Origin of the sequence: Chelatococcus reniformis (assembly GCF_014640075.1) — a bacterium.
Lineage (GTDB): Bacteria > Pseudomonadota > Alphaproteobacteria > Rhizobiales > Beijerinckiaceae > Camelimonas > Camelimonas reniformis.
Map to the genome: position 1 here is coordinate 1 of NZ_BMGG01000010.1, position 12548 is coordinate 12548.

General features: G+C 72.3%; 12 protein-coding genes and 1 riboswitch. Of the genes, 10 read left to right on the forward strand and 2 right to left on the reverse strand.

Annotated elements, in window-relative coordinates; genetic code table 11:
• The 5 genes from IEW34_RS24620 to IEW34_RS24645 form a co-directional block, all read left to right on the forward strand.
• The coding region (locus IEW34_RS24620) for a transposase (RefSeq protein WP_244642194.1) at positions 1–422 on the forward strand (422 nt) is incomplete at its 5' end.
• 187 nt (positions 423–609) lie between these two features.
• Entirely contained in the window at positions 610–789 is a 180-nt protein-coding gene (locus IEW34_RS24625) for a hypothetical protein (RefSeq protein ID WP_188611892.1), read from the forward strand.
• A gap of 149 nt (positions 790–938) precedes the next feature.
• A complete protein-coding gene (locus IEW34_RS24630; RefSeq protein WP_188611893.1) occupies positions 939–1370 on the forward strand; it encodes a VOC family protein in 432 nt (143 codons plus the stop codon).
• A 444-nt stretch (positions 1371–1814) separates the two neighbouring features.
• On the forward strand, positions 1815–2822 hold the full coding sequence (locus IEW34_RS24640) for a L,D-transpeptidase family protein (RefSeq protein ID WP_188612177.1): 1008 nt from the start codon (positions 1815–1817) through the stop codon (positions 2820–2822).
• Positions 2823–3015: 193 nt separating this feature from the next.
• Positions 3016–3735 carry an extensin-like domain-containing protein gene (locus IEW34_RS24645; RefSeq protein ID WP_188611895.1) on the forward strand — a complete coding sequence of 240 codons (720 nt, stop codon included), beginning with the start codon at positions 3016–3018 and terminating at the stop codon, positions 3733–3735.
• Positions 3736–3813: 78 nt separating this feature from the next.
• Here the strand turns inward: IEW34_RS24645 and IEW34_RS24650 are convergent, their stop codons facing one another.
• Positions 3814–4656 (reverse strand): alpha/beta fold hydrolase, encoded by an 843-nt coding sequence (locus IEW34_RS24650; RefSeq protein ID WP_188611896.1) that lies wholly within the window; start codon positions 4654–4656, stop codon positions 3814–3816.
• A gap of 165 nt (positions 4657–4821) precedes the next feature.
• Positions 4822–5235, reverse strand: a complete 414-nt coding sequence (locus IEW34_RS24655) for a VOC family protein (protein WP_188611897.1) — start codon at positions 5233–5235, stop codon at positions 4822–4824.
• A gap of 137 nt (positions 5236–5372) precedes the next feature.
• A riboswitch (cobalamin riboswitch) is annotated at positions 5373–5586 on the forward strand.
• Positions 5587–5726: 140 nt separating this feature from the next.
• Between IEW34_RS24655 and IEW34_RS24660 the strand changes: the two genes are divergently transcribed.
• Genes IEW34_RS24660 through IEW34_RS24680 form a run of 5 tightly spaced genes read left to right on the forward strand, consistent with a single transcriptional unit; the run spans position 5727 to position 12546 of the window.
• On the forward strand, positions 5727–6131 hold the full coding sequence (locus IEW34_RS24660) for a DUF1636 family protein (protein WP_188611898.1): 405 nt from the start codon (positions 5727–5729) through the stop codon (positions 6129–6131).
• Positions 6128–7162, forward strand: coding sequence for a cobalamin biosynthesis protein CobW (gene cobW, locus IEW34_RS24665; RefSeq protein ID WP_188611899.1), 1035 nt, complete (start codon positions 6128–6130; stop codon positions 7160–7162). Before IEW34_RS24660 ends, cobW begins: the two co-directional genes overlap by 4 nt.
• A gap of 25 nt (positions 7163–7187) precedes the next feature.
• A complete protein-coding gene (gene cobN / locus IEW34_RS24670; protein WP_188611900.1) occupies positions 7188–10532 on the forward strand; it encodes a cobaltochelatase subunit CobN in 3345 nt (1114 codons plus the stop codon).
• A complete protein-coding gene (gene cobG, locus IEW34_RS24675; protein ID WP_188611901.1) occupies positions 10529–11914 on the forward strand; it encodes a precorrin-3B synthase in 1386 nt (461 codons plus the stop codon). The genes cobN and cobG overlap by 4 nt, the downstream gene beginning before the upstream one ends.
• Positions 11911–12546, forward strand: coding sequence for a precorrin-8X methylmutase (locus IEW34_RS24680; protein WP_188611902.1), 636 nt, complete (start codon positions 11911–11913; stop codon positions 12544–12546). Before cobG ends, IEW34_RS24680 begins: the two co-directional genes overlap by 4 nt.
• Positions 12547–12548: the final 2 nt, after the last annotated feature.

Consider the following 12548-nt stretch of genomic DNA (forward strand, 5'->3'; position numbering starts at 1 on the left):
ACACCTGCCCGGGCGGGAAGGAGCTCCACCAGTATCGCCGTCCCTTCAGCATCGACCGCGAGGGTGTCGATCCCGAAGGCTTCATACGCTACCGCGCCAGCAAGTTCGATTGCGACGCCTGCTCGCTGAAACCGCAGTGCTGCCCAAACACGCCGGCCCGCAAGATCCTGCGCTCGATCCACGAGGGCGCCCGCGACATGGCCAGGGACATCGCGCAGACCGACGCATATGTCACCTCGAGGCGCGAGCGGAAGAAGGTCGAGATGCTCTTCGCGCATCTCAAGCGCATCCTGAAGCTCGATCGGCTGCGATTACGCGGACCGAACGGCGCCAGAGACGAGTTCCACCTCGCCGCAGCAGCCCAGAACCTCAGGAAGCTCGCCAAACTCCTACCGAACGGGCCGCAGATCAGGCCCGCATGAGAGGGCCAGCCTCGATCGACCAAATCCGCCACGCGGCGGCTGCGCTCAAATGACCGACTTTTTCAACGACATCGGCGCCGAGCGGCCGGACGTCGATGAGGACGCCTCTATACGTGCGGCCGGTTCGTCCTCCTCACTGCTATAGATGCCGCAAATGGGATATCTCCCGGCAGAGTAGGAGCAGACTATGGCCGAACGATTTGAACGTCACCGCCAAGCCTGGACGCATGAGGAGCTCGAAAAGCTGAAGCTGCTCGCCAAGAAAGGCATGGCACTGAAGGCGATTTCGAAAGCGATGACGCGCAGCGAGGAATCCATCAAAGACCGCGCCAAGCTCGATGGCATCGGCATTGCCAAGCTCCGTTAGGTCATGCTCACGGCACGGTCTTGAGTGCCGCGCCAGGACTGTCTGGGGCGCAAGCCGAACGTCCGTAGTCGGGCGATGATTTCTGCGCCGCTCCTGTCGGATCAGCGCAGGCTGGCGCGTTCTAGGTGAGCGTACCGCGGAGGAATGCCATGCCCCAGACGATTTTCGTGAACCTGCCCGTTGCCGACCTCGCCCGCTCCGTCGCTTTCTACGAGGCCGTAGGCGCCACTCGGCACCCCCGCTTCAGCGATGAGACCGCCACCTGCATGGTTTTTTCCGAGTCCATTCACATGATGCTGATGACCCATGCAAAGTTCGCGGAGTTCTGCCCGCGGCCGATCGCGGACGCGCGTCAGATGATCCAGGTGCTGCTCTGCCTCTCAGCGGCGAGCCGCGCGGAGGTGAACGGCAAGGTCGAGGCCGCGGTCGCTGCCGGCGGCAAGGCCGACCCCAGCAAGATCGACGAGTATGAGATGATGTACGGCCGTAGCTTCGAGGACCCCGACGGCCACCTATGGGGCATCAACTGGATCGACCCCGCCTTGACGGGGAGCCCCCAAGGCGCGGCCGCAGCCGCCTGAGCCCACCCCGTGCTATCGCGACCGCCAACCTTCCTGGCTCGATACATCGGTAGGACGCTTCGCGCCCGCCGTCTGCTATGAGCCAAAATGTCCGCTCGCGGCTTCGAGCCGATGGTCCGCACCTGGCGCATCGCAGACATGAGACCACCTTACTATCCAGCGCGAGCATAGGTTGAAGACCAGGGGCATCTGGGGTCTTGTCGGCCACCCCAGCTACCTCCGCATGATCGTGCTGCCGGTCGCTCGCCTTTCGCTCTGGGCACCGGCGTTCGTCGAAGCTCATGCCGCGTGTCGGGGGTGACCTTGCGGCCGCTGTCCGGGCTTTATTGATCGCTGCCACAGGAGCGCCAGCGCGCCCAGCAGCCGCCGGCGCAGCATTGCCGGGTGAGCGCCGTGATGCAGGAGCGAGGCGGAACAACCCGGGCCGCCGGCCGTCTAAATCTTATGGTCGTGCCCCCGCCTCGAACGCTGCCCAAGTCTCTCCACGCAGCCGCTTCAGCGCTGGTCCTGCTCCTCGCCCTCGCCACCGGCCCCGCTGTCGCCCTTACGGCCGAGGACCTGAGCCGCGCCACCCTCGGCGCCCCTGCCAAGTCCGACAAGCAGCCGGATCCCTTCATCGCCAAGGCCCAGGTGCTGCTCAGCCGGCGCAGCATTTCGCCCGGGGTGATCGACGGCGTCGACGGGGAGAACTACCGCAAGGCCATCGCCCAGTTCCGCCGGCAGAACGGGCTCGGCGCGGGCGAGGAGATGGACGAGCAGACCTGGCAGGCGCTGGGGGGCGAGGCGGCGGGTGATATCGCGACGGACTACACGGTCACGGAGGTCGACGCCGCGACCGACTTTCCCCGCAGGATCCCGCGCGACTATGCCAGGCAGGCGGCGATGAAGCGGCTCGCCTATACCAGCCCGGACGAGATGCTGGCCGAGCGCTTCCACATGAGCGAAGCGCTGCTCGGGGCCCTCAATCCCAAGGCCGACTTCGGCAAGGCCGGGGAGCGGATCCGTGTCATGTCGGTGGCCCGCACGCCGCCGGATGCGGCGGTGGAGCGGATCGATGCGGTCAAGAGCACAGGCATGGTCATTGTCTACGGGCCGGGCGAGCAGATCCTGGCGAGCTATCCCGCCACCATCGGCAGCAGCGAGACGCCGTCGCCGACGGGCGAGTACAAGGTGCAGCGCATCGCGCGCAATCCGACCTACCACTACGACCCGGACAAGAACTTCCGGCAGGGCCGCAATAGAAAGAAGCTCATCCTGCCGCCCGGTCCGAACAATCCGGTGGGCAGCGTGTGGATCGCCTTGTCGAAGCCGACCTTCGGCATTCATGGCACGCCCGAGCCGTCTCAGGTGAGCAAGACGTCGTCGCACGGCTGCATCAGGCTGACGAACTGGGATGCCGAGGAGCTGGCTGGGCTGGTGAAGCCGGGTGTGCCCGTGCGTTTCGTGGAGTAGGGCCCTGTTCTTTGAGTGGATGGATGGCCGGGTCAAGCCCGGCCATGACGAGGCTGGGGCGGGAAAGCCTTTATCCTCGGCGTCGTGGCTGGGCTTGACCGGGCGAGCCATCGGCTCCAGGTCCAAGACCTCACGTGCAGGGTACGCGGCGCGGATGGCGTGTGCGATCGTTGCAGCTGTTGCGCAGGTGGCCGTGGCGCAGGCACGTCCGGTCAAGCCCGCGCCAGCACCTGCCACGGCGCCGCTGCCTCCACCGCGGCCGCCGGAGCTGGCGCCGCGGCCCCGCCCTCCGGACGGCCCCGGCGCAGCGGCACCGGCGGTCGACCCCGCGGCCTTCGCCGCCTGCCTCAAGGATTTCGCGGATCGGGGAGGGGAGGCTGCCGCCCCCAAGCCCACGGACAAGCCCACGGACAAGCCCGCCGACATGGCCGGCGCCTGCGCCATCCCGGCGCCGGTGACATTTGCGCGCCTGCGCCTCTTCGACGGGTCCGTCGTCACGCTCGACAGTGCGGTGACCGTGCGCTGCAGCCTGGCCGTCGAGCTGGTGACTTGGATCCGCGATGATCTGACCGCCATCGCCAGGCGCCACGGCGCAGCCCTGGCGCAGCTGACCGGCGTCGGCGGCCACGCCTGTCGCCCGCGCAACGGCCAGGCCGGCGCGCCGATCAGTGAGCACGCCAGCGGCAACGCCTTCGACATGCGGGCCCTCAAGCTCGCCGACCGGCGCGTCATCGAGCTCACGGACCCGGATGCAGCCACCAAGAGCCTCCGCGACGAGGTGAAGACGAGCGCCTGCGCCCGCTTCACGACCGTGCTGGGCCCGGGGGCCGACAGCGCGCACGCAAGCCATCTTCACGTGGACTTGCGCGAGCGCCGCGGCGGCTTCCGGATGTGCCAGTGGAACGTGGACTGATAGACGGTGCCGGTCCTCGACCGGCACCGGGGGAGGTCTTCAGGCCCGGGCCGGGCCGATCGCTTCCGATCCCACCCGTTACCCCTTGATGAAGGCGAGCAGGTCCGGGTTGAGGACATCGGCATGGGTGGTGAGCATGCCGTGAGGGAAGCCTGGATAAACCTTCAAGGTGCCGTTCTTGACCAGCTTGACCGAGAGGCGGCCGGCAGCGTCGATCGGCACCACCTGGTCGTCGTCGCCGTGCATCACCAGGCTCGGCACGCCGATCGCCTTCAGGTCCTCGGTCTGGTCGGTCTCGGAAAAGGCCTTGATTCCCTCGTAGTGGGCTTTGGCGCTGCCCATCATGCCCTGCCGCCACCAGTTCCAGACGACGCCCTGCGAGGCGGTCGCGCCCGGCCGGTTGAAGCCGTAGAACGGGCCGGAGGCCACATCGAGGAAGAACTGGGAGCGGTTGGCGGCGAGCCCGGCGCGCAGGCCATCGAACACCTCGATCGGCAGGCCGCCCGGATTGGCCTGCGTCTTCAGCATCAGTGGCGGCACGGCGCTGACCAGCACCGCCTTGGCGACGCGGCCCTGCGGCTCGCCGTGCCGCGCGACATAGCGCGCCACCTCGCCGCCACCGGTGGAGTGGCCGATGTGCACCGCATTCCTCAGGTCCAGGTGCTCGGCCACGGCGGAGGCGTCAGCGGCGTAGTGGTCCATGTCGTGGCCCTCGCTCACCTGGCTGGAGCGGCCGTGGCCGCGCCGGTCGTGGGCGACGACCCGGTAGCCGCGCTGGACGAAGAACAGCATCTGGCTGTCCCAGTCGTCCGCCGACAGCGGCCAGCCGTGGTGGAACACGATCGGCTGCGCGTCCTTCGGGCCCCAGTCCTTGTAGAAGATCTCGACGCCGTCCTTCGTCGTGACGAAACCGCTGCTCATGGTGTGCTCCTGTCGCTGATCGTCCGCGATGATCTGCGCGAAGGCCGCAGCGGGAGGCGCCGGGCCACCGAGCCGCGCGGGGCGGGCCGCACCGCGCAGCGGGAGATATAGAGGGAGGGCCCGCCCCTCGCACCTGCCGATCAGCGCCAGCCGCGGGATGCCCGCTCAGACGTCGAGCGAGCCCTCCGGCTCCGGCTGGTGGCAGCAGACGCACAGCTTGTTGCCGTCGGGGTCGCGGAAGTAGGCGCCGTAATAGTGGGGGTGATAGTGCGGCCGCAGGCCCGGTGCTCCTTCGTCCGTGGCGCCCCGGTTCAGCGCCAGCGCGTGGCAGCGGTCCACCGTGGCCCGGTCGCGCGCCAGCAGCGCCACCATCTGGCCGTTGCCGGCCGCGTGGGGGCGCCCGTCATAGGGGGCGCCGATGATGAACAGCGGCCGGTCGGCGTCGGCGGGACGCCAGAAGGCCCAGGCGGTGTCCGGGTCGGCATCGGCCATCGGGTAGCCCAGTTCGCTCATCAGGGCGTCGTAGAAGGCGAAGGCCCGGTCGAAGTCGGTGATCCCGACGGTGATGTGCGACAGCATGGGCAGCGCTCCTCGGCTTGGTCTTGTCGTTGCGATTCCCCCATCATCCCAGCACGTCATGACTGCGCGATGCCAGTGATGTCCCGTAGCCGGGCTCGGCCGTGGGCCGCCATTGACAAGGACCGCCGGCCTATCCCAAGTGGGGGCTTCGCGACGGTTACCTCCACGGCGTGCCGTGGAGTGGGAATGCGGTGCGGCCACGGGCGATCCCGCGCGTGGCCAAGGCCGCAGCTGCCCCCGCAACTGTAAGCGGCGAGCCTGACGCCAATGGCCACTGGACACCCGTCCGGGAAGGCGGCGTGGGCGCTTCAAGCCGCGAGCCAGGAGACCGGCCGTCGCACCCACGGAACCAGCCGCCGGCGGGGCGGCGAAGGAGTTCGCCATGATCCCGATTTCCATCAACGCCGATCGTCGCATGCATCGCCCGTGCCGCACGGGCTGACTGGCATGGCCACGGCCCAGGCCGCCCGCCGCCGCGCCCGGTTCGCCGCGTGAGCGCCGCCCCCGATACCGTCCTCTTCGTCTGCACCACCTGCCGGCGGCCCACGGGCGCGGCGGACGGCGGCTATGACGAGCCCGGCCCGGCGCTCGCCGAGGCGCTCGGCGCGCGCCTCGACGGCAGCGGCGTCACCATCGCGCCGATGCAGTGCCTGTCGGCGTGCAAGCGGCCGTGCGCCGTCGCCTTGAAGGCGCCGGGCAAATGGACCTACGTGGTCGGCGACCTCGACGGGGTGGAGCACCTCGACGACGTCGTTGCGGCCGCGCGCCTCTACCACGCCTCCGCCGACGGCATCGTGCCGTGGCGCGAGCGCCCGCTTCCCTTCCGCAAAGGCGTCGTCGCGCGCGTTCCGCCCCTCCCGGGCGCCGACCGGTCGACGCCGGAGACCCGTTCATGACCGAGCTCGCCCGCGTACCCTGCACCATCGTCACCGGCTTCCTGGGCTCCGGCAAGACGACGCTGATCCGCCATCTCCTCACCCATGCCGGCGGCCGCCGGCTCGCCGTCATCGTCAACGAGTTCGGCGACGTCGGCATCGACGGCGAACTGCTCAAGGGCTGCGGCGACGCAGCCTGCCCGGACGAGAACATCGTCGAACTGGCCAACGGCTGCCTGTGCTGCACCGTGGCCGATGATTTCGTGCCGGCCCTCGACCAGATCCTGGCGCGCGAGCCGAAGGTCGATCACATCGTCATCGAGACCTCGGGCCTCGCCCTGCCCAAGCCGCTGGTGCAGGCCTTCCACTGGCCGGCGATCAAGAGCCGGGTCACCGTCGATGGCGTCGTCGCCGTAGTCGACGGCGCGGCGCTCGCCGACGGGCGCGTCGCCGACGACCTGGAGGCGCTGGCCGCCCAGCGGGTGGCGGACGTTCAGCTCGACCACGACGATCCGGTGGAGGAGGTGTTCGCCGATCAGATCGCCTGCGCCGACCTGATCGTGCTCAGCAAGGGCGACCTCGTCGATGCTGGCGGCCTCGCCCGCGCCCGCACCGAGGTGGAGCAGGCGCTCGGGCGGCCCGTCACCATCGTCCAGGCGGCCCGCGGCGAGGTCGACCCGGCCGTGCTGCTGGGCCTGGGCGTCGGCACCGAGACCGATATCGACAACCGCAAGACCCTGCACGATGACGAGCTCGATCACGACCACGACGATTTCGACAGCTTCGTCGTGGCGCTGCCGGAGGTCGCCGACCCCAAGGCGCTGGCCGCGCGCATCGCCGCGACCGCCGAGGCGCAGAACGTGCTCCGGGTGAAGGGCTTCGCCGCGGTCGCCGGCAAGCCCATGCGCCTCCTGGTGCAGGGCGTCGGCCGCCGCGTCAGTCACCACTACGACCGCGACTGGGGGCCGGGCGAGGCGCGCGGCGGCCAGATCGTCGTCATCGGCCTCAAGGGCCTCGACCGCGCCGCGATCGAGCGCGCATTGTCGGCGTGATCCACCCGCCCGGGGGCGTGCGCCCATGCACCTGATCGCGACGACGACGGCCACGATCGACGACCTGATCGAGCCGGTCGATCTCGCCCAGGCGCCGGGCGACATGGTCGTCGTCTCCTTCACCGACAGCGACCTTGCCGCCCTCGCCGCCGCCTGGCGCCGGGGCGGTGAGCGGTTGCCGAGCCTGCGGCTTGCCCATTTGCGCGACCTGCGCCATCCGCTCTCCGTCGACCTGTGGCTCGACAAGGTGGCTGCGCACGCGCGGGTGATCGTGGTGCGCCTGCTCGGCGGGCTCGACTGGTGGCGCTACGGCACCGAGCGGCTGGCCGAGCTGGCCCGCGCCCGGAACATCGCGCTCGCCGTGCTGCCGGGCGAGGACAGGGACGATCCCGGCCTCGTGGCGCTGTCGACGCTGCCGGCCGCCGAGGCGGAGGCGCTGCTCGGCTATTTCCGCGCCGGCGGCGGCGGCAACATGGACGCGCTGCTGCGCCGCCTCGCCCGCCACGCCGGCGCCGACCTCGCTGCCGAGGCGCCCGCGCCGGTGCCGGCATCGGCCTTTTATCTGCCTGGGGAGGGGCTGGTCGCCGCCGAGACGATGACGGCCCGGCTCCCGCCAAGGGCGGCGCGCGTCGCCGTCGTCTTCTACCGCTCCCTCTACCTTGCCGACGACCTCGCCCCCGTGGACGCGCTGTGCGCCGCGCTGGTGCAGGCGGGCGCCGAGGCGGGCGTGCCGCTGGCGCCGGTGCCGGTCATGGTCGCCAGCCTCAAGGACCCGGCCTGCGCCGCCTTCGTGCGCGGCGCCGTGGCCGAGCTCGATCCAGCCGTGATCGTCACCACCACGGCCTTCGCCCTGGGGGCCGACGACGACGGCGCAGATCCCTTCGCCGGCAGTGACGCGCCGCTGCTGCAGGCCATCGTGGCGACGACGCGTCGCGAGGCCTGGCAGGCGAGCCCGCGCGGCCTCGCCGCCGCCGACCTTGCCATGCACGTGGTGCTGCCGGAGCTCGACGGCCGCGTGCTTGCCGGCGCCCTGTCGTTCAAGGACGCGGTGGCCCCGAACGGCGAGCTGTTCTTCACCGGCTTCACCAACCGGGCCGAACCGGACCGGGCGCTGGCCGTGGCCCGCCGCGCCGCCGCCCTCGTCGGCCTCGCCCGCACCCCGGCCGCGCAGCGGCGCGTCGCCGTCGTGCTGCCCGAGTACCCCGGCGCGGCCGGCCGCGCCGGCTACGCCGTGGGCCTCGACGTGCCCCAGAGCGTGCTGGCGCTGCTCGATGACCTCGCGGACGCCGGCTACACGATCGCCGGGCGCCCCGCCGACGCGCGCGCGCTCCTCGACCGGCTCGATGAGGACGCGAGCTCTTGCCCCGAGCCTGCGGCCGCCCTGTCGCTCTCCGACTACCGGCGCTGGTTTGCCGGCTTGCCGGGGGCCGCGGCGGCGGCCGTCACCGCCGCGTGGGGCGACCCGGCCGCCGATCCGGCGCTGGTGGCGGGCGCCTTCCACTTCCGGGTGGCAGCGTTCGGGCAGGTGCTCGCCGCCTTGCCACCCGAGCGCGGCGCGGCGGCGGACCGCCGCGCCGACTACCACGACCCGGCGCTGCCGCCCCGCCACGCGCTCCTCGCCTTCGGCTGCTGGCTGCGCCGGCACGCCGACGCGGTGGTGCACATGGGCGCGCACGGCACGTTCGAATGGCTGCCGGGCAAGGCCGTGGCGCTCGATGCGGCGAGCTTCCCCGAGTTGCTCCTCGGCCCGCTGCCGGTGATCTACCCGTTCATCGTCAGCAATCCGGGCGAGGCGGCGCAGGCCAAGCGCCGCATCGCCGCCGTCACCTTGGGCCACCTTCCGGCGCCGACCGTGGCGGCCGGGCTCGACGGGCCGCTGGGCGAGCTGGAGCAACTGGTCGACGAATATGCGCAGGCCGACGGGCTCGATCGGCGCCGGCGCGGCCGGCTGGCCCGGCTGATCGTGGAGGTGGCCGAGCGGGCCGGGCTTGGCCCTGGCGCAGGCCGCGACGGTGCCGAAGCCGAGGACGAAGCGCTGACGCGCATCGACGCGCAGCTCTGCGACCTCAAGGACATGGCCGTGAAGGACGGCCTGCACGTCTACGGCCGCGGCGCCTGCGGCCAGGAGGAGCGCGACGGTTTGCTGGCCGCGCTCGCGGGCCGGCGCGTCGCGCCGGGGCCGGCGGGCGCGCCGGCCCGTGGCCGAACCGATGTGGTGCCCACCGGCCGCAACCTGTTCACCGCCGATCCGCGCACCCTGCCGACGGCGACGGCGAGCGAACTGGCGCGCCTCGCCGCCGGCGAGGTGCTGCGCCAATACCGCCAGGCCCATGGGGATTGGCCGCGCAGCCTCGTCATCGACCTCTGGGGCAGCGCCACCCTGCGCACCGGCGGTGAGGAGATCGCCCAAGGCCTCGCCCTGATGGGCTGCCGCGCCACCCGAGATCCCGCGACCGGCCGCGTCAGCGGCGTCGAGGTGCTGCCGCCGGCCGTGCTCGGCCGGCCGCGCGTCGATGTCACTTGGCGCATCTCCGGCCTGTTCCGTGACCTGTTTCCGGCGCAACTGGCGCTGATCGACGCGGCGACGCGGGCCGTCGCCGCGCGCGAAGGGGAGGGGGCCGACAACCCGCTGGCCGAGACGGCCGTCGCCGGCGGCACCGCACGCATCTTCGGCACCGCGCCGGGCGCCTACGGGGCCGGTATCGAAGCGCTCCTGGCGAGCGGCCGCTGGGCCAGCCGCGACGAACTCGGGCGCGCCTACCTCGCCGCCGGCTCACACGCCTACGGCGGCGCCGACAGTGCCGGCCATGCGGCGCCGGCGGCCTTCGCGGCGCGAGTGGCGGGGGCCGACGCGCTCGTGCACGGCGCGGACGATCCCGGCCGCGACCTCCTGGAGGGCACCGCCGACGCCGGTTTCGTCGGTGGCTTCGCCGCGGCCGCCGCGAGCCTGGGCGCGGCGCCGGCTGTGTTCGTGCTCGATACAAGCAAGCCCGAGACGCCGCAGGCGCGGCCACTGGCCGGCGCGCTGGCGCGCATCGTGCGCGGCCGGGCCCTGAGCCCGCGGTTCATCGACGGCCAGCGGCGCCACGGCCCGCGCGGAGCCGCCGAGCTCGCCGAGACCGTCGACCGGCTCATCGATTTCGCCGCCACCACCGACGCGGTGCCGAGCGATCTGATCGACCGGCTGTTCGATGCCTACGTGGCGGACGACGCGGTGCGGGCCTTCCTGCTGGATCAGAACCCGCAGGCCGCGGCCGCCATCGCAGCGCGGCTCGCCGAGGCGCGTCGGCGCGGCCTCTGGCATCCCCGCCGCAACGACGTCGACCGGTGGCTGGCGGCGGCCGAGGGCCGGCCGGAGGCGGCCGAGTGACCGCGGCGTCGAGGCGCGGCGCCTGCCCGGCGCTGACGGCGCCCATGGCGACCGGCGACGGCCTTCTGGTGCGCCTCGCGCTGGATGGCTTCACGCCGGCGGCGCTGACCGGTCTCGCCACCGCGGCCGCGCGCCACGGCAACGGCCGCCTCGACATCACCGCCCGCGGCAACCTCCAGATCCGCGGCCTCGACGCGGGCTCCGCCGCCCGCCTCGCCGAGGACGTGGCGACGCTGGGGCTCATGCCCGCGGAAGGCATCCCCATGGCGCTGTCGCCGCTGGCCGGCCGCGACCCGCACGAGCGCGCCGACCCGAGGCCGCTGGCCGAGGGCCTGCGCCGGGCCGCGGCCGGCACGAGCCTTGCGGCGCGGCTGAGCCCCAAGGTGTCTATCGTGATCGACGGCGGCGGCGCCCCCTGGCTCGACGCCCTCGACGCCGACATCCGCCTGCATGCGCTGGCGCATGATCGCTGGGTGCTGGCGGTCGCAGGCGATGCCCGCAGCGCACACGCTGTCGCCGAAGGTGATTCGACCACCGCTATCGCCGCCGCGCTCGCCGAGCTGGAGCGCATCGCCGCCGCGGGCCCCGCGGCGCGGGCGCGGGATCTGGCGCTGCCTGATGCCGTGCGCGCACCAACGCCCGTCCCGGCGTCATGGCCGCGCTTGACCCGGCCATCCATCCACTCCGGACCGCAACAATCAGGCAGCCCTGACGGGCTGAGGTCGCCTGCTGCGATGGATGGCCGGGTCATGCCCGGCCATGACGCTCCGGTCGGTGACGCGCCTGCTGCTGCGCCATTCGAGCCGCTAGCCTTGCACCGCCTGGCCGGTGGCCTGCGGACGGCAGCGAGCGTTGGCCTGCCCTTCGGCGAGACCGACGCCGACACTCTGATCGCGCTCGCTGCTGCGGCAGAGGCCGCAGGCGCGGGTGAGATGCGGACCGTCCCGGGCCGACTGTTGACGGCCATCGGCCCCGCCGACCGCGTGCCCGCCTGGGTGCAGGCGTCCGCCGCGCTCGGCCTGATCACCGACCCGGCAGACCCGCGCCGCCATATTGCCGCCTGCACAGGCCGGCCGGCCTGTGCGTCCGGGCTGATCGACACCCGCGCCATGGCGCTCGCCCTCGCCGCGCGCTGGCCGCAGGCGGCGCGCGCCGGCGTGCATGTCTCCGGCTGCGGCAAGGGCTGTGCCCATCCGGCCCCGGCGGCCTTGACGCTGGTCGGTGTCGCCGCGGACGTCTGCGCCGTGGTTCCCGGTGGACGCGCCGGCGACGCGCCGACCGAGCGGCTCGACGTCGGCCGCCTGCCGGCTTATTTGGAGCGATTGTTCACCGCACCGCCCGCCGGCGTCAGCCGTGCAGCAGGGCCCGAGGACGGCCGATGAGCCACGCGCTCGACTACATCAAGGACGGCACCGCGATCTACGAGCGCTCCTTCGCCATCATCCGGGCGGAGGCCGACCTCGGTCGCTTCACAGCGGACGAGGCGGATGTTGCCGTGCGCATGATCCACGCCTGCGGCCAGGTGGAGGCTGCCCCCCACTTCGTCTTCGGCCCGGGCTTCGTCGCGGCGGCACGAGAGGCGCTCGGCCGCGGCGCGCCGATCCTGTGCGACGCGGCCATGGTGGCCCAGGGGGTCACCCGCGCCCGCCTGCCGGCGGACAATCCGGTGCTGTGCACGCTCCGCGATCCGGCCGTGCCGGGGCTGGCCGCCGCGTTGGGGACGACCCGTTCGGCGGCGGCGCTGGAGCTGTGGCGCCCGCATCTGGAGGGCGCCGTAGTGGCCATCGGCAACGCGCCGACGGCCCTGTTCCGCCTGATCGAGATGCTGGACGACGGCGCGCCGCGGCCGGCCGCCATCCTGGGCATGCCGGTCGGCTTCGTCGGCGCGATGGAATCGAAGGAGGCGCTGGCCGCCGATCCGCGTGGCGTGCCCTTCGCCATCGTGCGCGGCCGCATGGGCGGCAGCGCCATCACCGCGGCGGCGCTGAACGCGCTGGCGAGGGCCGGGCTGTGAAC

What these genes read in the sequence shown, in the direction of transcription:
- IEW34_RS24650 (WP_188611896.1), bottom strand. Translation starts at nt 4,656, where the DNA reads ATGAGCAGCGGTTTCGTCACGACGAAGGACGGCGTCGAGATCTTCTAC.
- cobN (WP_188611900.1), top strand. Translation starts at nt 7,188, where the DNA reads ATGCACCTGATCGCGACGACGACGGCCACGATCGACGACCTGATCGAG.
- IEW34_RS24625 (WP_188611892.1), top strand. Translation starts at nt 610, where the DNA reads ATGGCCGAACGATTTGAACGTCACCGCCAAGCCTGGACGCATGAGGAG.
- IEW34_RS24680 (WP_188611902.1), top strand. Translation starts at nt 11,911, where the DNA reads ATGAGCCACGCGCTCGACTACATCAAGGACGGCACCGCGATCTACGAG.
- IEW34_RS24655 (WP_188611897.1), bottom strand. Translation starts at nt 5,235, where the DNA reads ATGCTGTCGCACATCACCGTCGGGATCACCGACTTCGACCGGGCCTTC.
- IEW34_RS24630 (WP_188611893.1), top strand. Translation starts at nt 939, where the DNA reads ATGCCCCAGACGATTTTCGTGAACCTGCCCGTTGCCGACCTCGCCCGC.
- cobW (WP_188611899.1), top strand. Translation starts at nt 6,128, where the DNA reads ATGACCGAGCTCGCCCGCGTACCCTGCACCATCGTCACCGGCTTCCTG.
- IEW34_RS24640 (WP_188612177.1), top strand. Translation starts at nt 1,815, where the DNA reads ATGGTCGTGCCCCCGCCTCGAACGCTGCCCAAGTCTCTCCACGCAGCC.